This window comes from Streptomyces sp. NPDC003943 (genome assembly GCF_053605265.1).
The window spans coordinates 39793-61914 of sequence record NZ_JBSGIW010000012.1; the positions used below are offsets into that span (position 1 = coordinate 39793).

Below are 22122 nucleotides of genomic sequence, written 5' to 3' on the forward strand. Positions count from 1 at the left end.
CTACGCAGAGGCGTGGCGCAGCCCTCGTAAATCGGTTCGCCGCTTCTCGGCCGCAGGTGCGATCCTGGATCCCGTATGTCTACTTCCTTCGCCGCCCTCCAGTCCGTCCTGGCCGAGGTCTCGCTGCGGGACTCCCACCGGCTCGGCCGCCGTCTCGAAGGCGCCCGCCGCATCCGCAAGCCCGAGGCCCGCGCGGCCGTACTGGACGAGATCGCCGCCGAGGCCGGCAAGGCCAAGGAGCGCGTCGAGGCCCGCGCGGCCCTCGTGCCGCCCGTCACGTACCCCGAGCAGCTGCCCGTCTCCCAGAAGAAGGCCGAGATCGCCGAGGCGATACGCGACCACCAGGTCGTGATCGTCGCCGGTGAGACGGGTTCCGGAAAGACGACGCAGATCCCGAAGATCTGCCTGGAGCTCGGCCGCGGCGTCCGGGGCATGATCGGGCACACCCAGCCCCGCCGGATCGCCGCCCGCACGGTCGCCGAGCGCGTTGCGGAGGAGCTGAGGACCCCGCTGGGCGAGGCGGTCGGCTGGAAGGTCCGTTTCACCGACCAGGTGAACCAGGACGCGACCTTCGTCAAGCTGATGACGGACGGCATCCTGCTCGCCGAGATCCAGACGGACCGCGAGCTGCGCGCGTACGACACGATCATCATCGACGAGGCCCACGAGCGGTCCCTCAACATCGACTTCCTGCTCGGCTATCTGGCCCAGCTGCTGCCGAAGCGCCCCGACCTCAAGGTCGTCATCACCTCGGCGACCATCGACCCGGAGCGCTTCTCCCGCCACTTCGGCGACGCCCCGATCGTCGAGGTCAGCGGCCGCACCTACCCCGTGGAGGTCCGCTACCGGCCCCTCCTGGAGGAGGACAGCGACGAGGCCGACCGGGACCAGATCACCGCGATCTGCGACGCCGTCGACGAGCTGCAGAAGGAGGGCCCGGGCGACATCCTGGTCTTCCTCTCCGGCGAGCGCGAGATCCGCGACACGGCGGACGCGCTGATCAAGAAGAAGCTCTTCAACACCGAGATCCTGCCGCTGTACGCCCGGTTGTCGCACGCCGAGCAGCACCGCGTCTTCCAGGCGCACTCCGGCCGCCGGATCGTCCTGGCCACGAACGTCGCCGAGACCTCCCTCACCGTCCCCGGCATCAAGTACGTGATCGACCCGGGAACCGCCCGCATCTCGCGCTACTCGCACCGCACCAAGGTGCAGCGGCTGCCGATCGAGCCGATCAGCCAGGCCAGCGCCAACCAGCGCAAGGGCCGCTGCGGCCGTACCTCGGACGGCATCTGCATCCGGCTCTACTCCGAGGACGACTTCCTCACCCGGCCCGAGTTCACGGACGCGGAGATCCTCCGTACGAACCTGGCCTCCGTCATCCTCCAGATGACCGCGGCCGGCCTCGGCGACATCGAGAAGTTCCCGTTCATCGACGCGCCGGACCACCGCAACATCCGGGACGGCGTGCAGCTCCTCCAGGAGCTGCACGCGCTCGACCCGGCGCAGAAGGACCCGCGCAAGCGGCTCACGGAGACCGGCCGCAAGCTGTCGCAGCTGCCGGTCGACCCGCGACTGGCCCGGATGGTCCTGGAGGCCGACAAGAACGGCTGTGTCCGCGAGGTCATGGTGATCGCGGCGGCGCTGTCGATCCAGGACCCGCGCGAGCGGCCGGCCGAGAAGCAGGCGCAGGCCGACCAGCAGCACGCCCGCTTCAAGGACGAGACGAGCGACTTCCTCGCCTACCTCAACCTCTGGCGCTACGTCCGCGAACAGCAGAAGGAACGGGGCTCCAGCTCCTTCCGCCGGATGTGCAAGCAGGAGTACCTGAACTTCCTGCGCATCCGCGAGTGGCAGGACATCTACTCGCAGCTGCGCACGGTCGCCAAGCAGATGGGCATCCACCTCAACGAGGAGGACGCCCCCGAGCAGTCCGTCCACGTGTCCCTGCTCTCCGGCCTCCTCAGCCACATCGGCCTGAAGGACGTGAAGGAGTCCAAGGACGGCGCCAAGGACGGCAGGCGGGAGGGCACTCGGAACGAGTACCTGGGTGCCCGCAACGCCAAGTTCGCGATCTTCCCGGGCTCCGCCCTCTTCAAGAAGCCCCCGCGCATGCTGATGTCCGCCGAGCTGGTGGAGACCTCGCGCCTGTGGGCCCGGGTGAACGCCCGGATCGAGCCCGAGTGGGTCGAGCCGCTGGCCGAGCACCTGGTGAAGAGGACGTACAGCGAGCCGCACTGGGAGAAGGACCTGGCGGCGGTCATGGCGTACGAGAAGGTGACGCTGTACGGCGTGCCGATCGTCGCCGACCGCAAGGTGAACTACGGCCGGATCGACCCCGAGGTCTCCCGCGACCTGTTCATCCGCAACGCGCTCGTCGAGGGCGACTGGCGCACCCACCACAAGTTCTTCGCCGACAACCGCAAGCTGCTCACCGAGGTCGAGGAGCTGGAGCACCGGGCCCGGCGCCGGGACATCCTGGTCGACGACGAGACGCTCTTCGACTTCTACGACAAGCGGGTCCCCGAACACGTCGTGTCCGGCGCCCACTTCGACTCGTGGTGGAAGCACAAGCGGCGCGAGGAGCCGGAGTTCCTCGACTTCGAGCGCGAGATGCTCATCAACGAGAAGGCGGGGGCGGTCACCAAGGACGACTACCCGGACTCGTGGCGGCAGGGCGCGCTGAAGTTCCGCGTGACGTACCAGTTCGAGCCGGGCGCGGACGCGGACGGCGTCACCGTCCACATCCCGCTCCAGGTGCTCAACCAGGTCACGGACGAGGGCTTCGAGTGGCAGATCCCGGGCCTGCGCGAGGAGGTGGTGACGGAGCTGATCCGCTCGCTCCCGAAGCCGATCCGCCGCAACTACGTGCCGGCGCCGAACTTCGCCGCCCGCTTCCTGGACGTGGTGGTGCCCGTGCAGGAGCCGCTGACGACGGCGCTCGCGCGTGAGCTGCAGCGGATGGTCGGCGTGCCGGTCACCGCGGACGACTTCGACTGGGCGAAGGTCCCCGAGCACCTGAAGATCACCTTCCGGATCGTCGACGAGCGGCGCCGCAAGCTGGCCGAGGACAAGGACCTGGAGGCGCTGAAGCTCCGGCTGCGCCCCAAGGCCCGCCAGGCGCTCTCCCAGGCCGCCAAGGCGGCCACGGCGGGCCCTGACGGCTCCGGGCCGTCCCTGGAGCGCACGGGGCTCAAGGACTGGTCGATCGGGACCCTCACCAAGGTCTTCGAGACCCGGCGGGCCGGCCAGCCGGTCAAGGCGTACCCGGCGCTCGTGGACGAGGGCGACAGCGTGGCCGTGCGCCTCTTCGACACCGAGGAGGAGCAGGCGCTCGCGATGTGGCGGGGCACCCGGAAGCTGATCATGCTGAACATCCCGGTGAACCCGGCGAAGTTCGCCTCCGACAGGCTCACCAACCAGCAGAAGCTGGCCCTGTCCGCGAACCCGCACGGCTCGATCCAGGCCCTCTTCGACGACTGCGCCACCGCCGCCGCCGACCGGCTGATCGCCGACCACGGCGGGCCGGCCTGGGACGAGGAGTCCTTCCGGAAGCTGTACGACAAGGTCCGCGCCGACCTCGTCGAGCTGACCGTCCGGACGGTGAGCCAGGTGCAGCAGGTCCTCGCCGCCTGGCAGGCCTGCGAGCGGCGCCTGAAGGCCACGAACAGCCCCGCCCTGCTCCGCAACCTCCAGGACGTGCGCGAGCAGCTCTCCTGGCTGATGCCGGCCGGCTTCGTGACCCGTACGGGTCTGAAGCGGCTGCCGGACCTCATGCGCTACCTGGTGGCGGTGGACCGGCGGCTGCAGCAGATGCCGACGGGCGCGCAGCGGGACACCACCCGGATGGAGAAGGTCCACGAGATGCTGGACGAGTACGCCTGGCTGCTCGAACAGCTCCCCAAGGGCCGGCCCGTGCCGACGAGCGTCACGGACATCCGCTGGATGATCGAGGAGCTGCGGGTGAGCTACTTCGCGCACGCCCTCGGGACGGCCCACCCGGTGTCGGACAAGCGGATCGTGAAGGCGATCGACGCGGCTGTTCCGTAGTCCTCGCCCTCCGGTTCGACCGCACCCCCTGACCTGCTGTACTCTTTTCCTCGCAGCCACTACTGAGTGGCCGCGAAGGTCCTGTGGAGCAGTTGGTTAGCTCGCCACCCTGTCAAGGTGGAGGTCGCGGGTTCAAGTCCCGTCAGGATCGCAAGTGAAGAAGGCCCGCACCGTTTGGTGCGGGCCTTCTTGCGTTCTCCGCGGCGAGGGACCAAGGTCCCACCAACGAGTGACCAACGGCGCGTTCCCCGTCCCCACCGGGAGTGGAAGGCTGTTCCGTGGCAAGAGTTTGACGATGTGACGGGAGTCACTGAACCTCTTTCAGGAAGTGCCACACTTACCCCCTCCCTACATCGCCCCAATTTAATATGTGCAATTGCACGGGTTGGCGAGGGGCCCGCGAGTGGTCCACGGACGTTCTACGCGCGCATAAAAAGATCGCGCTGGACCCGGCGGAGTCCAGCGCGATCGATGACATGGAGCCTGTTGGGGCAGGTACCTGTCGGCAGAGCTATGGGGTGGGCTGCCGGGTTGGGGGACCCGGAATGCGCCCGGTGCTGCGGGGTGTTACGGGGTGTGGCGTGTGTCGCAAGCGCCTCAGGCTTCGCTGCGCTGCTGCGGAATGCCCGCCAGCAGGGCGCGGACCTCGGCCTCGCGGTACCGGCGGTGCCCACCCAGCGTGCGGATGGACGTGAGCTTGCCGGCCTTGGCCCAGCGAGTCACCGTCTTCGGGTCCACGCGGAACATCGTGGCAACCTCGGCAGGGGTCAGCAGCGGCTCGGCATCAGGGGTGCGAGCGGTCATGAGCGGCCTCCTCGGGAGAACCGAACCATCTCGGTTCTTTCCTCTAAATTCTGCACCTTGACCCGCCATGCCCGAAATGGCAGAAGCGGGTCGAGTCGGTTATAGGACGAACGGCTTGTCCTCGGCACTACAACTACACCATCCGTCCAGCCGCGTCGGCCAAACCGATGGAATTGCCCTCGCAGGTGTTCATCAGCGGCGGAAGTCGACTGACCATGCCATAACGGACAGTCACGCCACTGTGACGATCAGTCACAGAGCGATCAGGAGTCCTCAGACCCCCCATAGAGTGCAATGTCGAGCATTCCGCCCGTACTTGGGCGGAAGGAACCCTCCCCGGACTCCTTGTCCTATTTTGGCACGAGGGTGGGCGATGGGCGCAAGGGTGCGTTAAGTGCAATCCGTCACGCTTGAGTCAAAGGCCCGGATCGGGACCTACGTCCTGCCACGTACGCCCCAACGTCCCCACAAGAGCACACCAAAGACCCGAACAGGTGTCCAGCGATGAAGATCATTTACATCAGGTGGACATGACCTGTCGATGGTCAGTTGGCGAACTGGAGGTTGCGAACCGCCCGCCAGCGGTCGGCGAAACGCCCATAAGCCTCACTCGCCCGCTCGCCGTCCCCCGCCCGCAGCGCCTCGATCCCCTCCGCCACGTCCGCCGCCGACCGGTCGCCCGCCAGCGCCTCCGCGTCCAGCGCGTGCACCAGCCCGCCGTAGTCCAGCTCCACGAGCGCCCGCGGATGGAACTCCTCCAGCCAGCGCCCCACCTCGACCAGACCCTCCGTCATCGGGCCCTCGTCGATCGTCTCCCGCAGCGCCTTCAGCGCCCGCGCGAGCCGCCGCCGCGCCTGCACCATCGGCGTCCGGTAGCGCAGTACGGGCTCCCCGCCCGATGCCGCCTCCCCCGGCACGGGCTCCTTCGGCACGTACTCCCGCTCCTCGTCCGAGAACAGCACGAACCAGCGCAGCGGCACCCGCCACACCGCGCTGCGGATCCACGGCCGCGCGTCCGGGTTCCGCGCCAGCCAGCGCTCGTGATCCGCCGCCAGCTGCTCCCGTACGACCGGCGGCAGCATCGCGTCCAGGACCTGCGCCGGCAGCGTCCCGCCCGTCAGCTCCTCCAGTGCCAGCCAGCCGCGCAGCCGGGTCCGCCACGGGCAGACCAGGACCGTCCCGTCCACCGTCGCCACGAACGCGTCCCCGCTCTCGTGCACCGGCACCGGGACCGGCGGCACCGGCACCAAGTCGGCGAGCGAGCGCCGCAGTTCGTCCTGGACGCCCGGGATGTCCGTACGCCTGGCGTAGCGGGCCCAGTGGCCCCGCTCCGGCTCCGGGAAGGCGGCCAGTGGCTCGTACACCCTCAGGTACGAGGCATAGGGCACGAGCACCGACGAGGGGACCGACATGTCGCAAATCCTTCCACGCGGGTACTCCTGGAGAGGGTGATCCTCGGCACTGCGTCCCTGCTACGGCCAGGTAGGACTTACCCTCGTCCCGACCTGGTCCCACCCCCACCCGCAGGGGGGACCTTCCGCCGCTTGTATTTGGGAGTCACCACCGTGACCGATGTGACCGGCGTTCCTGACGTACTGCACACCCTCTTCCACTCGGAACAGGGTGGCCACGAGCAAGTCGTGCTGTGCCAGGACCGCGCCACCGGCCTCAAGGCCGTCATCGCCCTCCACAACACCGCCCTGGGCCCGGCCCTCGGCGGCACCCGCTTCTACCCGTACGCCACCGAGGCCGAGGCGATCGCCGACGCGCTCAACCTCTCCCGCGGCATGTCGTACAAGAACGCCATGGCCGGGCTCGACCACGGCGGCGGCAAGGCCGTGATCATCGGCGACCCGGAGCAGATCAAGACCGAGGAGCTCCTCCTCGCCTACGGCCGCTTCGTGGCCTCCCTCGGCGGCCGCTACGTCACGGCCTGCGACGTCGGCACCTACGTCGCCGACATGGACGTCGTCCACCGGGCCAACCAGTGGACCACCGGCCGCTCCCCCGAGAACGGCGGCGCCGGCGACTCCTCCGTGCTCACCGCCTTCGGCGTCTTCCAGGGCATGCGCGCCTCCGCGCAGACCCTGTGGGGCGACCCGACGCTGCGCGGCCGCAAGGTCGGCGTCGCGGGCGTCGGCAAGGTCGGCCACTACCTGGTCGAGCACCTGATCGCCGACGGGGCCGAGGTCGTCATCACCGACGTCCGCGAGGAGTCGGTGCGCCGGATCACCGAGAAGTTCCCGCAGGTCACCGTCGCCGCCGACACCGACGCGCTGATCCGCACCGAGGGCCTGGACGTCTACGCCCCCTGTGCGCTCGGGGGCGCGCTCAACGACGACACCGTGCCGGTGCTCACCGCGCGGATCGTCTGCGGCGCCGCCAACAACCAGCTCGCGCACCCCGGTGTCGAGAAGGACCTGGAGGCGCGCGGCATCCTCTACGCCCCCGACTACGTCGTGAACGCGGGTGGCGTGATCCAGGTGGCCGACGAGCTGCACGGCTTCGACTTCGACCGCTGCAAGGCCAAGGCCACGAAGATCTTCGACACCACGCTCGAAATCTTCGCACGTGCGAAGTCCGATGGCATCCCGCCGGCCGCCGCGGCCGACCGGATCGCCGAGCAGCGCATGGCCGAGGCGCGCCGCGCCTGAGTCTTGACAGTCCGGCCCGCTGATCGATCAGGCTTTGCGATGGATTCGCGAGACTTCGCTCACGCCGATCGGCGGGTCGGACCTCAAGAAGAGGTTAAAATCGCGATTGACCAGCAAGGAAGGGACGCCTCAGCGGTTCTGTACCGGGGAATGTGATGCGCGCGGCGTACCGTAGGCCCGCGGAAACAGGTACCGTTGAAACCCTACGGACCGGTCTCTCTGTCGAGAGCCCGTTCCGAAACATGAACGCGTGTCAAGACTCTGGGGCCGACGAGCCCCGTCACCGAGGGGGTCGAGCCATGGGGCGCGGCCGGGCAAAGGCCAAGCAGACCAAGGTCGCCCGCCAGCTGAAGTACAGCAGCGGCGGGACTGACCTGTCGCGTCTGGCCAGCGAGCTGGGCGCATCGACTTCGAGCCAGCCGCCGAATGGCGAGCCGTTCGAGGACGACGACGAGGAAGACGACCCGTACGCTCAGTACGCGGATCTCTACAACACGGATGACGAGGACGAGGACGACGAGTCCGGTCCGGCGTCCACTCAGCGTCGCGCTTGACCTTCTGAACACTGAAACCCGGTCCGGGCACCCGGACCGGGTTTCTGCGCTGTCCGCCGGCCCCGCGCATGTCCCCGCGGCCCCGCGCATGTCCCCGGCAGGACACGCACGACCGCACAGGCGACGACTGAGGGGCACCCCCGGCGGGGGTGCCCCTCAGTCGTGTCTCTTCGCCTACTTCGCGTAGTCGCCGACCAGCTCCGCGCCGGTCGTCTTCTCGCCGCGCTCGGTGATCTCACCGGCGACCCAGGCGTCGACGCCGCGGTCGGCCAGGGTCGTCAGGGCCGCGTCCACCGACTGGGCGGGGACCACGGCCATCATGCCGACGCCCATGTTCAGGGTCTTCTCCAGCTCCAGGCGCTCGACCTGACCCGCCTTGCCGACCAGGTCGAAGACGGCGCCCGGGGTCCACGTGCCGCGGTCCACGACGGCGTGCAGGCCGTCCGGGATCACCCGGGCCAGGTTGGCGGCCAGGCCGCCGCCGGTGATGTGGCTGAAGGCGTGCACCTCGGTGGTCCGGGTGAGCGCCAGGCAGTCGAGCGAGTAGATCCTGGTGGGCTCCAGGAGCTCCTCGCCGAGGGTCCGGCCGAACTCCTCGACCTGCTGGTCGAGGCTCATGCCCGCGCGGTCGAAGACCACGTGGCGGACGAGCGAGTACCCGTTGGAGTGAAGACCGGAGGACGCCATCGCGATGACGGCGTCACCCGTACGGATGCGATCCGAGCCGAGCAGCCGGTCGTACTCCACGACGCCCGTGCCCGCGCCGGCGACGTCGAAGTCGTCCGGGCCGAGCAGGCCCGGGTGCTCGGCGGTCTCGCCGCCGACCAGCGCGCAGCCGGCCAGGACGCAGCCCTCGGCGATGCCCTTGACGATCGCGGCGACCCGCTCGGGGTGGACCTTGCCGACGCAGATGTAGTCGGTCATGAAGAGCGGCTCGGCGCCGCAGACGACGATGTCGTCCATGACCATGGCGACCAGGTCGCGGCCGATCGTGTCGTACACGCCCAGCTGGCGGGCGATGTCGACCTTCGTGCCGACGCCGTCGGTGGCCGAGGCGAGCAGCGGACGCTCGTAGCGCTTGAGGGCGGAGGCGTCGAAGTAGCCGGCGAAGCCGCCGAGGCCGCCGAGGACCTCGGGGCGCTGCGTCTTCTTCACCCACTCCTTCATGAGCTCGACGGCGCGGTCGCCCGCTTCGATGTCGACGCCCGCGCTCGCGTAGGAGGCACCGGTGGTCTCAGACATGGATGAGAACTTTCGTGTCGTCGTACAGCTCGTGCTGCTCGTACAGCCGGTCTGCCCGCGCCGTGGTGGTGGCGCGGGCAGTGGGGGGTCTTACGGGCGGCGCAGGGCGTCGGCGGCCGCGGTGGCGGCGGGGCCTGCGGCCAGCTCGGTCTCCAGGAGCTGCTTGCCGAGCAGCTCGGGGTCCGGAAGCTCCATCGGGTACTCGCCGTCGAAGCAGGCGCGGCACAGGTTGGGCTTCTGGATGGTGGTCGCCTCGATCATCCCGTCGAGCGAGATGTACGAGAGCGAGTCCGCACCGAGCGACTTGCCGATCTCCTCGACCGACATGCCGTTGGCGATCAGCTCCGCGCGGGTGGCGAAGTCGATGCCGAAGAAGCAGGGCCACTTCACCGGCGGCGAGGAGATCCGGATGTGGACCTCGGCGGCGCCGGCCTCGCGGAGCATCCGGACGAGCGCGCGCTGGGTGTTGCCGCGGACGATCGAGTCGTCGACGACCACCAGGCGCTTGCCCTTGATGACTTCCTTGAGGGGGTTCAGCTTCAGCCGGATGCCCAGCTGGCGGATGGTCTGCGAGGGCTGGATGAAGGTCCGGCCGACGTAGGCGTTCTTGACCAGGCCGGCGCCGAACGGGATGCCGGACGCCTCCGCGTAGCCGATGGCGGCGGGGGTGCCGGACTCCGGCGTGGCGATGACCAGGTCGGCCTCGACCGGGGCCTCCGCGGCGAGCCGGCGGCCCATCTCCACACGGGAGAGGTACACGTTCCGGCCGGCGATGTCGGTGTCCGGGCGGGCCAGGTACACGTACTCGAAGACACAGCCCTTGGGCTTCGCTTCCGCGAATCGCGAGGTGCGCATGCCGTTCTCGTCGATCGCGATGAGCTCGCCCGGCTCGACCTCGCGGACGAAGGTCGCACCGCAGATGTCGAGGGCGGCGGTCTCGGACGCCACGACCCAGCCGCGCTCCAGGCGGCCGAGCACCAGCGGGCGGATGCCCTGCGGGTCACGGGCCGCGTAGAGCGTGTGCTCGTTCATGAAGACGAGGGAGAAGGCGCCCCGGACGTCGGGGAGGACCTTCGCGGCCGCCTGCTCGGTGGTGAGCGGCGTGCCGTCCTCGGCCACCTGGCCCGCGAGCAGCGCGGTGACCAGGTCGGTGTCGTTGGTGGCGGCGACCTGGGTGGCCCGGCCCTCCTTCTTGGGGAGGTCGGCGACCATCTCGGCCAGCTGCGCCGTGTTCACCAGGTTGCCGTTGTGTCCGAGCGCGAGCGAGCCGTGGGCGGTCGCCCGGAACGTCGGCTGCGCGTTCTCCCACACGGAGGCACCAGTGGTCGAGTAGCGGGCGTGACCGACCGCGATATGACCCTGGAGGGAACCGAGAGAAGTCTCGTCGAAGACCTGGGAGACAAGTCCCATGTCCTTGAAGACGAGGATCTGGGAGCCGTTGCTTACCGCGATTCCCGCGGATTCCTGGCCCCGATGCTGGAGGGCGTAGAGCCCGAAGTACGTGAGCTTTGCGACCTCTTCACCCGGAGCCCAGACACCGAAGACGCCACAAGCGTCCTGGGGGCCTTTCTCTCCAGGGAGCAAGTCGTGATTGAGTCGACCGTCTCCGCGTGGCACGCCACCGAGTGTAGGCGAGATCGACCACTGGTCCGAATTGGCGAACGGGCCCGAAACGCCCTCTGAACTGCTCCTGATCTCGTCGTCGTTTCCTACGAACTGATCGTTCGATCCTTGTCGGAGCCCACAAAGCAAGGCGCACAAGGGCTGAGGGCCGTTCACCATGATCGGAACCGGCCAGAGCGGACGCTCGTACGGGACGGGCCGAACGGTCGGGATGTGACGGAGTCCACGGTGCGGGACGGTCGTTGACACCCCTTCGTGCCCTCCGCCAGGCTTCCCGATCATGCAGCCCGTCAGCGACCCCGACCCCTCGGTCATCCTCGTCGCGCGCCGGCACGTGGACCTGGCCCGTGTCGCGAGCGCGATCTGTCGCCGCGCCTGAGCTCCCTCCCTCTCCCCTTCCTCAGGCAGTCCTGCATTCCTCCAGGAGACCCGTATGTCCTGGTCCATATCCCGTCGTGCCCTCGGCGGGGCCGCCGTCGGCACCGCCGCCGCCACGCTCGGCACCGCCGCCGCACAGCCCGCGGCCGCCGCCGCTTCCGCCTCCGTCTCCACCGAGGAGCGCCCGTTCCGCGCCGCACCCGGCCGCCACTCCGCCCGCCCGAACATCCTTTTCATCCTGGGCGACGACCTCGGCTGGGCCGACCTCTCCTCCTACGGCTCCCCGCACATCCGCACCCCGCACCTCGACCGGCTCGCCCGCCAGGGCGTCCGCTTCACCGACGCCTACTCCGGCTCCGCGACCTGCTCCCCGACCCGCTTCAGCCTCTACACCGGCCGCTTCCCCGGCCGCACGAAGGGCGGCCTCGCCGAACCCATCGCGGACAGGTCCGCCGGCCTGGAGCCCACCCACCCCACGCTCGCCTCCCTGCTCCGCGACGCCGGCTACACCACCGCGCTCATCGGCAAGTGGCACTGCGGCTACCTGCCCGACTACTCCCCCACCCGCTCCGGCTGGGACGAGTTCTTCGGCAACTTCGGCGGCGCCCTGGAGTACTACTCCAAGCTCGGCCTGGGCGGCGAGTACGACCTGTACGAGGGCGACGCCGAGTACCAGGACCTGCGCTACTACACCCGCATCCTCACCGAGCGGGCGAGCGAGTACGTGAGCCGCGACCACGACCGGCCCTTCCTCCTCAACCTCAACTTCACCACCCCCCACTGGCCCTGGATCGCCGACGGCGACGAGGCGGAGAGCGCCGAGATCGTCCGCCGGATCAAGGCCGGCGACCGCTCCGCGCTCTGGCACCAGGACGGCGGCTCGATCGAGAAGTACAAGGAGATGGTCGAGGACCTCGACCGCTCCGTCGGCCAGGTCCTCGCCGCGCTCCGGCGGGCCGGCCGCGAGCGCGACACCCTCGTCTTCTTCGGCAGCGACAACGGCGGCGAGCGCTTCTCGTACAACTGGCCCCTCGCCGGCAACAAGGGCTCCCTCCTGGAGGGCGGCATCCGCGTGCCGTCGATCCTGCGCTGGCCCGCCCGGCTCGACGGCGGCCAGGTCAGCGACGTCCCCGTCTACTCGCCCGACTGGACCGCCACCCTCCTCGACATCGGCGGCGCCCGCCCCCACCCGGCCTACCCGCTCGACGGCACCAGCCTCGCCCCGTACCTGCTGCGCGGCGCGGAGGTCGGCGAACGGGACCTGTTCTGGAGGGTGCGCGGGGAGCGCGCGCTGCGTCGCGGCGACTGGAAGTACTACCGGGGCAAGAACGGGCGCGACCAGCTCTTCCACCTCGCCGCCGACGCCCGTGAGCAGGCGGACCGCGCCCCGGACGAGCAGGCGCGGCTCGCCGAGCTGAGGGCCGCCTGGGAGCGGACGGACGCCGGGCTCCTCCCGTACGGGCCGTCCGCGCCCTCCGTGAGCTAGCCGGCCTTCGCCGTGAAGCCCTGGCCGTCGGCGTCGGTGACGGTCAGGGTGCGGTGCTCGATCCGGTAGGTCAGCGGGTTGTCGAGGGCGTCGTACAGCTTGGTCTCCAGGTCCATCTGCGCCGGGGTGCAGATCATCCGGGTCGTCTCGAACGCGCCCAGGGTGATCGTGGCGCCGCTGGTCCTCGCGGGCGCGGAGACCCGGTTGCAGCCCAGGCTGCCGGTGAGCCGGCCGTCCTTGCCGAAGACCAGCCGCGCCTTGCCCTCGGAACCGGCCGGGAGGGAGGTGGAGGTGTCACCGCTGATCAGGGCGTCCACCGTCCAGGCCGTGCCGAGGAGCGGGGTGGCGGGCTCGGTGGTCAGCTCGACGCGGTGCCGCCCGTCGGCCGAGGTGAGGGTGAGCGCGCCGCCCTTCAGGTTGGCGGTGATCTCGCCCTTGAGGGCGTTGAGCAGAGCGTCCTCGAAGCGCAGCCGGTCGTCGGGGCAGCCCATCGCGGTGACAGTCGGATCGGAGACGGTGAGCGTCTCCCCGTGCACGGCGACGGCGGCGTCGAAGCCGTTGCAGCCGCTGACGCCCTGGACCCGGCCGTCCTTGGTGAAGTCCATCAGGGCACCGGACGGAGCCACCGACCGGACGCCGTCCACCGTGACCGCGCCGATCGTCCAGTGGGTGCCCGCGACGGGCACGTCGGGTGAGCCCGCGCCCGGCCCCGTACCGCACGCCGCGAGGGCCGGGAGGAGGAGCATCAGGGTCGTTCCTGCGAGTGCGCGCGGCTTCTTCATGGCGGTGGGACGGACACCGCGGCCGTACGGTTCCGGGCCGGCGCCCCGCACGCTCAGCCCATCAGCGGCAGCAGCCCCGACAGGTCCGCCCGCTCCCCGCTCGCGCTCACCCGGGCCGCGTCCAGCTCCGCCGCCCAGTCGGCGCGGCCGGTCGCGAGGCGGATCCAGGTCAGCGGGTCGGTCTCGACGACGTTGGGCGGGGTGCCGCGGGTGTGCCGGGGGCCCTCGACGCACTGCACCACCGCGTACGGCGGGACGCGCACCTCCACCGCGCCGCCGGGCGCCTTCACGGCGAGCGCGTCGGCCAGCACCCGGGTGCAGGCGGCGAGCGCCTGCCGGTCGTACGGGATGGTGACACCGGTCGCGGCGCTCAGGTCGTCGGTGTGGACGACGAGTTCGACGATCCGGGTCACCAGGACGTCGGCGAGTGTCATGGCCCCGAAGCTCACCGGGACCAGCCGGGTGTCCGCGGCCTGGGCGAGCGCCGTCTCGTACGCCTCCCGCGTCCGCTCGTACAGCGCGGCCAGGTCGGCCGTGTCGAGCGCACGGGTCTGCTCGTCGATCCGTTCGGCGGCCGCGGCGGTCGCGAACGGCCAGTCGAGCAGCGCCAGTTCCTGCTTCGGGGGCTCGGGCCGGGCGAGCAGCGCGGGCACCGCGCCGACCGCCGCCGCGATGTGCCCGGCCAGCTCCCGTACCGTCCAGTCACCGAGCCGGGTCGGCGCGTCCAGCTCCTGCGGCGGAAGCGCGAGCACCGCGTCCCGTACGTGCCCGAACTGGGCGGACACGGCGGCCCGGGTCCTGGCGGGGTCGTAGCTGCGGGTGCGCGGGGTGCGCTTCTTGGCGGGTGGCATGGCCCGAGGCTAGCCCCGAGACTGGAAGGAACGGAGCCATTCGCAGCGAAAGCAGGCGACGGGACCATGACCCATCACGAGCACCCCGATGCCGCCCTGATCCGCCGGGGCTACGTAGCGTTCAGCAAGGGTGACATGGAGGCGCTGGCGGCCACCATGACGAGCGACTGCACCCACCACGCACCAGGCACGACCCGGTTCGGCGGCCACTTCAAGGGCCGGGACAACGTCCTGGCCATGTTCGGCGAGATGTTCGAGTACACCGGCGGCACGATGCGGGTCGAGCTGCAGGGCGTCTACCCCGACGGGCGCGGCCATGTGATCTCGACCCACAAGTGGTTCGCCGAGCACGGCGACCGCGGGATCGAGATGCGTGGCGCCATGTTCTTCACGATCATCGGCGACAAGGTCTCCGACGTCGACGAGTGCGTCGAGGACATCACCGAACTCGACGCCTTCTACTCGCTGGACGACTGACGGACACGGCGGAGCCCCCGCCCTTGCCGGGACGGGGGCTCCACTCCGTACGGATACGGGGACCGATCAGGCCAGCAGGCCCGGGATCGTCGCCTCGTGCGCGGCGCGCAGCTCCTCCAGGGAGGCGCTGAACTCGCCCTGCACGTCCACGGCGTCACCGTCGACGACACCGATCCGGGTCGCCGGCAGACCCCGCGCACCGCACATGTCGGTGAAGCGGAGCTCCTCGCTGCGCGGGACGGACACGACCGCACGGCCGGCCGACTCGCTGAAGAGGAAGGTGAAGGCGTCCAGGCCCTCGGGCACGACCAGGCGCGCGCCGTTGCCGCCGCGCAGGCAGGACTCGACGACCGCCTGGACCAGACCGCCGTCGGACAGGTCGTGGGCCGCGTCGATCATGCCGTCGCGGGAGGCCGAGATCAGGATCTCGCCGAGCAGCTTCTCCCGGTCGAGGTCCACGGCCGGCGGCATGCCGCCGAGGTGCTGGTGGATCACCTCGGACCAGGCCGAGCCGCCGAACTCCTCCTTGGTGTCGCCGAGCAGGTAGAGGAGCTGGCCCTCTTCCGCGAAGGCGATCGGGGTGCGGCGGTTGACGTCGTCGATCACGCCGAGCACGGCCACGACGGGCGTCGGGTGGATGGCCACGTCACCGGTCTGGTTGTACAGCGACACGTTGCCGCCGGTGACCGGGGTGCCGAGCGCGAGGCAGCCGTCCGCGAGACCACGGGTGGCCTCGGCGAACTGCCACATCACGGCCGGGTCCTCGGGCGAACCGAAGTTCAGGCAGTCCGAGATCGCCAGCGGCTTGGCGCCGGAGGCGGCGACGTTGCGGTACGCCTCCGCCAGCGCGAGCTGGGCACCGGTGTACGGGTCGAGCTTGGCGTACCGGCCGTTGCCGTCGGTCGCCATGGCCACGCCGAGGTTGGTCTCCTCGTCGATGCGGACCATGCCGGCGTCCTCGGGCTGGGCGAGCACGGTGTTGCCCTGCACGAAGCGGTCGTACTGGTCGGTGATCCAGGACTTCGAGGCCTGGTTCGGCGAGCCGACCAGCTTGAGGACCTGGTCCTTCAGCTCGGCGCCGGACTGCGGGCGGGCCAGCTTGCCGGCGTCGTCGGCCTGCAGGGCGTCCTGCCACTCGGGGCGCGCGTACGGCCGGTGGTAGACCGGACCCTCGTGCGCCACCGTGCGCGGCGGGACGTCGACGATCTGCTCGCCGTGCCAGAAGATCTCCAGGCGCTCGCCGTCCGTCACCTCACCGATGACGACCGCGATGACGTCCCACTTCTCGCAGATCTCCAGGAAGCGGTCGACGTGCTGGGGCTCGACGATCGCGCACATGCGCTCCTGCGACTCGCTCATGAGGATCTCCTCGGGCGAGAGCGTCGCGTCGCGCAGGTGCACCTTCTCCAGGTCGACCCGCATGCCGCCGGTGCCGGCGGAGGCCAGCTCCGAGGTGGCGCAGGACAGGCCGGCGCCACCGAGGTCCTGGATGCCCGCGACCAGCTTCTCCTTGAAGATCTCCAGGGTGCACTCGATGAGAAGCTTCTCCTGGAACGGGTCGCCGACCTGGACGGCGGGGCGCTTGGTGGGCTTGGTGTCGTCGAAGGTCTCGGACGCGAGGACCGAGACGCCGCCGATGCCGTCGCCACCGGTGCGGGCGCCGTAGAGGATGACCTTGTTGCCGGGGCCGGAGGCCTTGGCGAGGTGGATGTCCTCGTGCTTCATCACGCCGATGCAGCCGGCGTTGACGAGCGGGTTGCCCTGGTAGCAGGAGTCGAAGACGACCTCGCCGCCGATGTTCGGCAGGCCGAGGCAGTTGCCGTAGCCGCCGATGCCGGCGACGACGCCGGGCAGCACGCGCTTGGTGTCGGGGTGGTCGGCGGCGCCGAAGCGCAGCGGGTCGACCACGGCGACCGGGCGGGCACCCATGGCGAGGATGTCGCGGACGATGCCGCCGACGCCGGTGGCCGCGCCCTGGTAGGGCTCGATGTAGCTGGGGTGGTTGTGCGACTCGACCTTGAAGGTGACCGCGTAGCCCTGGCCGACGTCGACGACACCCGCGTTCTCGCCGATGCCGACGAGCATGGCGTCGTTCTCGGGGGTCTTCTCGCCGAACTGCTTCAGGTGGACCTTGCTGCTCTTGTAGGAGCAGTGCTCGGACCACATGACGGAGTACATGGCGAGCTCGGCGCCGGTGGGCCGGCGGTCGAGGATCTCGCGGATGCGCTCGTACTCGTCCTGCTTGAGGCCGAGTTCCTTCCAGGGCTGCTCGACGTCGGGCGTCTCGGTCGCGTGCTTGACCGTGTCCAGAGTCATCAGGCGTTGACCAGCTTCTTGAGGATCGAGGTGAAGAATCCGAGCCCGTCGGTCTTGCCGGTGCCGACCAGCGGCTCCACGGCGTGCTCGGGGTGCGGCATGAGGCCGACGACGTTGCCCGCGGCGTTGGTGATGCCCGCGATGTCGCGCAGCGAGCCGTTGGGGTTCATGTCCAGGTAGCGGAAGGCCACCCGCCCCTCGGCCTCCAGCTCGTCGAGCGTGCGCTCGTCGGCGACGTACCGGCCGTCCATGTTCTTGAGCGGGACCTCGATCTCCTGGCCCACGGTGTAGTCCGAGGTCCAGGCGGTCTCCGCGTTCTCCACCCGCAGCTTCTGGTCGCGGCAGATGAAGTGGAGGTGGTTGTTGCGCAGCATGGCGCCCGGCAGCAGGTGGGCTTCGGTGAGGATCTGGAAGCCGTTGCAGATGCCGAGGACGGGCATGCCCGCCTTCGCCTGCTCGATGATCGTCTCCATCACCGGCGAGAAGCGGGAGATGGCTCCGGCCCGCAGGTAGTCGCCGTAGGAGAAGCCGCCCGCGAGGACCACGGCGTCGACCTGCTTGAGGTCCTTGTCGCGGTGCCACAGCGAGACGGGCTCGGCGCCCGCGAGGCGGGCGGCGCGCAGCGCGTCCTGATCGTCCAGCGTTCCGGGGAACGTGACGACGCCGATGCGTGCGGTCACGACTCCACCTTCACGGTGAAGTCCTCGATCACGGTGTTGGCAAGGAACGTTTCGGCCATCTCATGGATGCGGGCGAGGGCGGCCTCGTCGACCGGACCCTCAACCTCCAGCTCGAAGCGCTTTCCCTGGCGGACGTCGGCGATCCCGTCGAAACCGAGGCGGGGCAGTGCACGCTGCACCGCCTGTCCCTGCGGGTCGAGGATCTCCGGCTTGAGCATGACGTCGACTACGACGCGTGCCACTGGCACTCCCGGTGGTGTGTTGCGTGGGCGGTTCCATCAGCGTACCTGCCTCCAAATTCTACGCGAGTAGAGGTCTGAAGGATCCTACAAAGCGCCCTCAAACGCCCGGCCGGTGAATTCATGCGGAATATCACCCGCCGGCCGTGACACGCGGAAGCAATTGGCTGGGCTTCACAATGCGATGCCTGCGGCTGTACAAAGGGAATGCAGAGACACTCGGGGGAACAACGATATTGCCCCGGGAGAGCCGTCGCATCGGCGTCACCGCACGCCGTCACCGCACGTCAGAGCGGTGAACTCGCCGACGGGGACGCGGCGATGCGCAGGAAAGGACCGATATCCGTGGCACAGCGTATGGTGGTCACTCTCTTCGACGACATCGACGGCGGAGAGGCGGCGGAAACGGTCGTGTTCGGCCTCGACGGGAAGACGTACGAGATCGACCTGAATCCCGCCAATGCAGAGAAACTGCGCAAGGCTCTCGCCCCCTACCTGACCGCGGGACGCAAGATCACCGCGAAGCCGGGCCGTGGCGCGAAGCCCGCCAGGGCCGACTACACGCACACCGCGCTCGCCCCCGACCCCGCCGCGGTCCGCGCCTGGGCCCAGTCGAACAAGCTGGACGTGCCGGCCCGCGGCCGCATCCCCAAGCGCATCTACGAGGCCTTCCAGGCCGCGAGCTGAGCCGGGCGCCGGCTCGGCCGGGACCGGATTTGCGTTCCGGCCCCGAAGATCCCTAGAGTGTGGATCACGCCGAGGGGCGAGGCCGAAAAGCCAAGTCCCCCAGCAGAGCGTGCGGGTGTAGTTCAGTAGTAGAACAGCCCTCTTCCAGAGGGAAGCCGCAGTGTGCGATCCCTGTCACCCGCTCTCTGCATCACGGTTACCGGCCACTCCGGTGGATCAGGTACAGTGGTGCACGCACCGCCCGGTGAGAGCCGGTCGGGAGCAATGCGGACGTGGCTCAGTTGGTAGAGCATCACCTTGCCAAGGTGAGGGTCGCGAGTTCGAATCTCGTCGTCCGCTCAGGGAGCGAAAGCCCCGGTTCTCAGGAACCGGGGCTTTCGTCATTTGCGCACCGTTCTCCTGTGACCAGCGGCACAGATCAGGAGCGGGAAAACCCCGTCATCCGCACCTCGGAAACTGTGTATAGTTAGCAGCGCGCTACGGCGCATGCGGACGTGGCTCAGTTGGTAGAGCATCACCTTGCCAAGGTGAGGGTCGCGAGTTCGAATCTCGTCGTCCGCTCCATGAAGAAGCCCCCGGTCGAATCGACCGGGGGCTTTCTCGTTCCCGCCACGGGCTTCCCTGTCACGGCTCCCCTGCCGGGGAACCGTCCGGGAAATCAGGACCAGGTGTTCCCGGTCAGCAGCTCGTACGCCTCGACGTACTTGGCGCGGGTCTTCTCCACGACCTCCTGCGGCAGCGCCGGCGGCGGCTGCTCGCTCTTGCGGTCCCAGCCGGAGGCCGGCGAGGTCAGCCAGTTCCGCACGATCTGCTTGTCGTACGAGGGCTGGGCGCGGCCCGGCTGCCACTCGGCGGCCGGCCAGAAGCGCGAGGAGTCCGGCGTGAGGACCTCGTCGGCGATGACCAGGCGCTCGCCCTCCGGGGTGGTCTCGAAGCCGAACTCGAACTTCGTGTCGGCCAGGATGATCCCGCGCTCGCGGGCGATGTCACGGGCCCGGGAGTAGACGGCGAGGGTCGTCTGGCGCAGCACCGCGGCCGTCTCGGCGCCGACCTGGCGGGCGACCTCCTCGTACGACACGTTCTCGTCGTGGTCGCCGACCGCGGCCTTGGTCGCCGGGGTGAAGATCGGCGCGGGCAGCTCGGAGCCGTCGGTCAGGCCCTCGGGCAGGGCGAGGCCGCAGACCGTGCGGGACTCGTCGTACTCGAGCAGGCCGGAGCCGGTGAGGTAGCCGCGGGCCACGCACTCGACCGGGACCATGTTGAGCGACTTGCAGACGAGCGTGCGGCCGGCCCAGTCGGCGGGGGCGCCGGCGGGCAGGTCGGTCGACAGGACGTGGTTCGGGACCAGGTCGGCGAGCTTGTCGAACCACCACAGCGAGAGCTGGGTGAGCACCCGGCCCTTGTCGGGGATCTCGGTCGGCAGCACCCAGTCGTACGCGGACATGCGGTCGCTCGCCACCATGACGAGGTCACCGGCCTCGTCGCGGTACAGGTCGCGCACCTTGCCCGTGTGGAGATGGGTCAGGCCCGGTACCTGGACGGGTTCGGGCTTTTCTACGAATCCGGACACGGTTCCTCCGCGTAGGTTGATCCAGGAGCGTGTCCGATTCTCTCGCACCGGCGGACGGCCCCGGCCGCCGGGCCGTGTGAGCCCGCGCTCACTCCCTCTTACAGATGCGGTCCAGCAGGTTCGCGGTGGCGCGCTGGACCCGGACGTCCACATGGCCCGGCCGGTCCAGCGCCGGCGACCAGGCGAAGGTGCCCGAGGCGAACACCCAGGCCCCCGACGGAGCCCGGTAGAGGCTGGTCTCCTGGTGGCGCAGGGCGCCCTCGCCGTCCCGGTAGGGCGAGTGGGCCAGCAGGATACGGCCCTGGTGCTCCGGGAGCGCGGTGCGCGGGAAGTAGCGGTCGGCCTCGCCGGCGACCAGGCCCGGGATCTCGTCGCCGTCACCCGCGCCGGTGGCCTCCCACAGCCAGTGCTCCGCGTTCCGCACGACCATCGGGTGCGGTTCGGGCACCCGGCCCGCGTACTGGATGCCGAGCAGCTGCTGCTCCGGCCGGTCGACCTCCCGCCAGAGCGCCGGACGGCCCGGACCGCGGCGCTTGCGGCAGGTGAGCAGCCGGTCCGGCGCACCCGACGGCGACGGGCCGAGCTCCACCTGCCAGTACATGGTGTTGGCGGACAGGAAGACCAGCGAGGTGCCCTGGTCGCGGGCGAGCTCGACGGTCCGGCGCATGGGCACCGACCAGTACTCGTCGTGGCCCGGGAAGACCAGGCCCCGGTAGCGGCTCGGGTCGACGCGGCCCGCGTGCAGGTCGCGGGTCTCCGCGTACGCCAGGTCGTAGCCGTACCGCTCGGCCCAGCGGATGAAGTCGTAGGCGTGGCCCACGTGCAGCGGCAGCCCGGCGCCCGCGTACGGGCGGTCGAAGGAGACGGTCACCGCCGCCTCCTCCTCGCCGAGCAGCCGGCCCTCCTCGTCCCAGGCGTGGTAGAGGCTGGCGCCGGTGTGGCCGTCCTCCGGATAGAGGTTGTACGCCTGCCAGGTCACGTCCGGCAGGACGAGGAGCAGGTCGGCCGGGTGGCTGTCGCGGACCGTGAAGGGGATGTGGGAACGGTAGCCGCCGACGGTCGTGAGCACGGCGACGTACGCGCCGATCGACCAGTACGACGGGATCTGCAGCCGCCAGGACTGCCACCAGTGGTGGCAGGAGACGGTCCGGTCGGCGGTCAGCGGGGCCGGCTGGACGATGCCGGAGAGCCGCGGGCTGGTGGTGATCTTGGCGGCGCCGTCGCCGCCGTAGTGCCCGATCCGGTAGATGTCGACCGAGAACTGCTGGGGCGGGTCCACGGTGATGTGGAAGTCGATCGCCTCGCCCGGCGCCACGGCCGCGCCGGACACGAAGCCCTTGATCTGGCCGTGCACGTCGTCGGCCGTGCGGGGGCCGCCGGCGCCGCCGCGGGCCAGGGTCTCGTCCGCGTACCAGGGAACCATCTGGCCGGTGTCGTCGAAGTAGTTGTCCGAACCGCGCAGCCACGGCAGCGGGCCCTGGCCGAACGGGTCCGAGACCGCGTGGGCGAGCGCGCCCGACTCCCATCGTCTGATCTGCTCCGCCCCCATGGTGCGCCCCTCCCTCGACTCCCCCGGCGGTGGCTCTCTCGTCTGCCCGTCTGGTCGGATGGTCGGCTGGTCAGTGCCGCTGGATACTGCCTCTGTCAGTGCCGGTCTCCAGCACATCACATAACGCACGCACTCCGTCACCCTTCGTCGTGAATTGACGAAGGTGGAAGACAGCCTTCCGGC

At 69.9% G+C, this 22122-nt stretch carries 18 protein-coding genes and 4 tRNA genes; 11 read left to right on the forward strand and 11 right to left on the reverse strand.

The window, feature by feature from the left end:
- Positions 1-75: 75 nt before the first annotated feature.
- Positions 76-4047 carry an ATP-dependent RNA helicase HrpA gene (gene hrpA / locus ACWEV0_RS07595; protein ID WP_453147366.1) on the forward strand — a complete coding sequence of 1324 codons (3972 nt, stop codon included), beginning with the start codon at positions 76-78 and terminating at the stop codon, positions 4045-4047.
- Between the two features lie 77 nt (positions 4048-4124).
- Positions 4125-4198, forward strand: a tRNA-Asp gene (locus ACWEV0_RS07600).
- 446 nt (positions 4199-4644) lie between these two features.
- Here ACWEV0_RS07600 and bldC read toward each other — a convergent pair.
- Complete coding sequence (gene bldC, locus ACWEV0_RS07605) at positions 4645-4851, reverse strand: developmental transcriptional regulator BldC (RefSeq protein WP_003949541.1); 207 nt, start codon at positions 4849-4851, stop codon at positions 4645-4647.
- Between the two features lie 545 nt (positions 4852-5396).
- A complete protein-coding gene (locus ACWEV0_RS07610) occupies positions 5397-6263 on the reverse strand; it encodes a hypothetical protein (protein WP_453147368.1) in 867 nt (288 codons plus the stop codon).
- 153 nt (positions 6264-6416) lie between these two features.
- On the opposite strand from ACWEV0_RS07610, the gene ACWEV0_RS07615 reads away from it, so the two are divergent.
- Both ACWEV0_RS07615 and ACWEV0_RS07620 read left to right on the forward strand, forming a co-directional pair.
- Entirely contained in the window at positions 6417-7505 is a 1089-nt protein-coding gene (locus ACWEV0_RS07615; protein WP_453147370.1) for a Leu/Phe/Val dehydrogenase, read from the forward strand.
- 299 nt (positions 7506-7804) lie between these two features.
- Complete coding sequence (locus ACWEV0_RS07620) at positions 7805-8059, forward strand: DUF3073 domain-containing protein (protein ID WP_356068407.1); 255 nt, start codon at positions 7805-7807, stop codon at positions 8057-8059.
- A 174-nt stretch (positions 8060-8233) separates the two neighbouring features.
- Here ACWEV0_RS07620 and purM read toward each other — a convergent pair whose 3' ends face one another.
- Positions 8234-9301, reverse strand: coding sequence for a phosphoribosylformylglycinamidine cyclo-ligase (gene purM / locus ACWEV0_RS07625; RefSeq protein WP_453147372.1), 1068 nt, complete (start codon positions 9299-9301; stop codon positions 8234-8236).
- Positions 9302-9391: 90 nt separating this feature from the next.
- On the reverse strand, positions 9392-10918 hold the full coding sequence (gene purF, locus ACWEV0_RS07630) for an amidophosphoribosyltransferase (protein ID WP_453147374.1): 1527 nt from the start codon (positions 10916-10918) through the stop codon (positions 9392-9394).
- A gap of 286 nt (positions 10919-11204) precedes the next feature.
- Here purF and ACWEV0_RS07635 point away from each other — a divergent pair, with 286 nt between their 5' ends.
- Both ACWEV0_RS07635 and ACWEV0_RS07640 read left to right on the forward strand, forming a co-directional pair.
- The gene (locus ACWEV0_RS07635) at positions 11205-11303 is read left to right on the forward strand and encodes a putative leader peptide (RefSeq protein WP_453147376.1); all 99 of its coding nucleotides are present in this window, start codon (positions 11205-11207) and stop codon (positions 11301-11303) included.
- Positions 11304-11357: 54 nt separating this feature from the next.
- Positions 11358-12788 (forward strand): sulfatase family protein, encoded by a 1431-nt coding sequence (locus ACWEV0_RS07640; RefSeq protein ID WP_453147378.1) that lies wholly within the window; start codon positions 11358-11360, stop codon positions 12786-12788.
- On the opposite strand, the gene ACWEV0_RS07645 is transcribed toward ACWEV0_RS07640, so the two are convergent.
- Positions 12785-13534, reverse strand: coding sequence for an META domain-containing protein (locus tag ACWEV0_RS07645; RefSeq protein ID WP_453147380.1), 750 nt, complete (start codon positions 13532-13534; stop codon positions 12785-12787). The two genes, ACWEV0_RS07640 and ACWEV0_RS07645, sit on opposite strands and share 4 nt — an antisense overlap.
- An 89-nt stretch (positions 13535-13623) precedes the next feature.
- Positions 13624-14421: a sterol carrier family protein gene (locus tag ACWEV0_RS07650; protein ID WP_453147381.1), complete on the reverse strand. Its 798-nt coding sequence runs from the start codon at positions 14419-14421 to the stop codon at positions 13624-13626.
- A 66-nt stretch (positions 14422-14487) separates the two neighbouring features.
- Here ACWEV0_RS07650 and ACWEV0_RS07655 point away from each other — a divergent pair, with 66 nt between their 5' ends.
- Positions 14488-14898 (forward strand): nuclear transport factor 2 family protein, encoded by a 411-nt coding sequence (locus tag ACWEV0_RS07655; RefSeq protein ID WP_453147383.1) that lies wholly within the window; start codon positions 14488-14490, stop codon positions 14896-14898.
- 66 nt (positions 14899-14964) lie between these two features.
- Here the strand turns inward: ACWEV0_RS07655 and purL are convergent, their stop codons facing one another.
- From purL to purS, 3 genes are read right to left on the reverse strand one after another with little or no spacing between them, the layout of a single operon-like run.
- Positions 14965-17214, reverse strand: coding sequence for a phosphoribosylformylglycinamidine synthase subunit PurL (purL, locus tag ACWEV0_RS07660; RefSeq protein WP_453147385.1), 2250 nt, complete (start codon positions 17212-17214; stop codon positions 14965-14967).
- The gene (purQ, locus tag ACWEV0_RS07665; RefSeq protein WP_365344105.1) at positions 17214-17894 is read right to left on the reverse strand and encodes a phosphoribosylformylglycinamidine synthase subunit PurQ; all 681 of its coding nucleotides are present in this window, start codon (positions 17892-17894) and stop codon (positions 17214-17216) included. The genes purL and purQ overlap by 1 nt, the downstream gene beginning before the upstream one ends.
- Positions 17891-18136 carry a phosphoribosylformylglycinamidine synthase subunit PurS gene (gene purS / locus ACWEV0_RS07670; protein WP_137994413.1) on the reverse strand — a complete coding sequence of 82 codons (246 nt, stop codon included), beginning with the start codon at positions 18134-18136 and terminating at the stop codon, positions 17891-17893. Before purS ends, purQ begins: the two co-directional genes overlap by 4 nt.
- 342 nt (positions 18137-18478) lie before the next feature.
- Between purS and ACWEV0_RS07675 the strand changes: the two genes are divergently transcribed.
- The 4 genes from ACWEV0_RS07675 (at position 18479) to ACWEV0_RS07690 (ending at position 19384) form a co-directional block, all read left to right on the forward strand.
- Positions 18479-18820 carry a histone-like nucleoid-structuring protein Lsr2 gene (locus ACWEV0_RS07675; protein WP_453147387.1) on the forward strand — a complete coding sequence of 114 codons (342 nt, stop codon included), beginning with the start codon at positions 18479-18481 and terminating at the stop codon, positions 18818-18820.
- Between the two features lie 111 nt (positions 18821-18931).
- Positions 18932-19003 (forward strand) — tRNA-Gly (locus ACWEV0_RS07680).
- 83 nt (positions 19004-19086) lie between these two features.
- Positions 19087-19159, forward strand: a tRNA-Gly gene (locus ACWEV0_RS07685).
- A 149-nt stretch (positions 19160-19308) separates the two neighbouring features.
- Positions 19309-19384: transfer RNA gene (locus tag ACWEV0_RS07690), tRNA-Gly, on the forward strand.
- 94 nt (positions 19385-19478) lie between these two features.
- Here the strand turns inward: ACWEV0_RS07690 and ACWEV0_RS07695 are convergent.
- Positions 19479-20390: a phosphoribosylaminoimidazolesuccinocarboxamide synthase gene (locus tag ACWEV0_RS07695; protein ID WP_453147389.1), complete on the reverse strand. Its 912-nt coding sequence runs from the start codon at positions 20388-20390 to the stop codon at positions 19479-19481.
- An 88-nt stretch (positions 20391-20478) separates the two neighbouring features.
- A complete protein-coding gene (locus ACWEV0_RS07700) occupies positions 20479-21939 on the reverse strand; it encodes a N,N-dimethylformamidase beta subunit family domain-containing protein (protein WP_453147391.1) in 1461 nt (486 codons plus the stop codon).
- Between the last annotated feature and the right edge of the window lie 183 nt (positions 21940-22122).

Excerpts from the sequence above, each read along its gene's own strand:
- hrpA (WP_453147366.1), top strand. The coding sequence starts at position 76 with ATGTCTACTTCCTTCGCCGCCCTCCAGTCCGTCCTGGCCGAGGTCTCG.
- bldC (WP_003949541.1), bottom strand. The coding sequence starts at position 4,851 with ATGACCGCTCGCACCCCTGATGCCGAGCCGCTGCTGACCCCTGCCGAG.
- ACWEV0_RS07610 (WP_453147368.1), bottom strand. The coding sequence starts at position 6,263 with ATGTCGGTCCCCTCGTCGGTGCTCGTGCCCTATGCCTCGTACCTGAGG.
- ACWEV0_RS07620 (WP_356068407.1), top strand. The coding sequence starts at position 7,805 with ATGGGGCGCGGCCGGGCAAAGGCCAAGCAGACCAAGGTCGCCCGCCAG.
- purM (WP_453147372.1), bottom strand. The coding sequence starts at position 9,301 with ATGTCTGAGACCACCGGTGCCTCCTACGCGAGCGCGGGCGTCGACATC.
- ACWEV0_RS07635 (WP_453147376.1), top strand. The coding sequence starts at position 11,205 with ATGCAGCCCGTCAGCGACCCCGACCCCTCGGTCATCCTCGTCGCGCGC.
- ACWEV0_RS07640 (WP_453147378.1), top strand. The coding sequence starts at position 11,358 with ATGTCCTGGTCCATATCCCGTCGTGCCCTCGGCGGGGCCGCCGTCGGC.
- ACWEV0_RS07645 (WP_453147380.1), bottom strand. The coding sequence starts at position 13,534 with ATGCTCCTCCTCCCGGCCCTCGCGGCGTGCGGTACGGGGCCGGGCGCG.
- ACWEV0_RS07650 (WP_453147381.1), bottom strand. The coding sequence starts at position 14,421 with ATGCCACCCGCCAAGAAGCGCACCCCGCGCACCCGCAGCTACGACCCC.
- ACWEV0_RS07655 (WP_453147383.1), top strand. The coding sequence starts at position 14,488 with ATGACCCATCACGAGCACCCCGATGCCGCCCTGATCCGCCGGGGCTAC.
- purL (WP_453147385.1), bottom strand. The coding sequence starts at position 17,214 with ATGACTCTGGACACGGTCAAGCACGCGACCGAGACGCCCGACGTCGAG.
- ACWEV0_RS07700 (WP_453147391.1), bottom strand. The coding sequence starts at position 21,939 with ATGGGGGCGGAGCAGATCAGACGATGGGAGTCGGGCGCGCTCGCCCAC.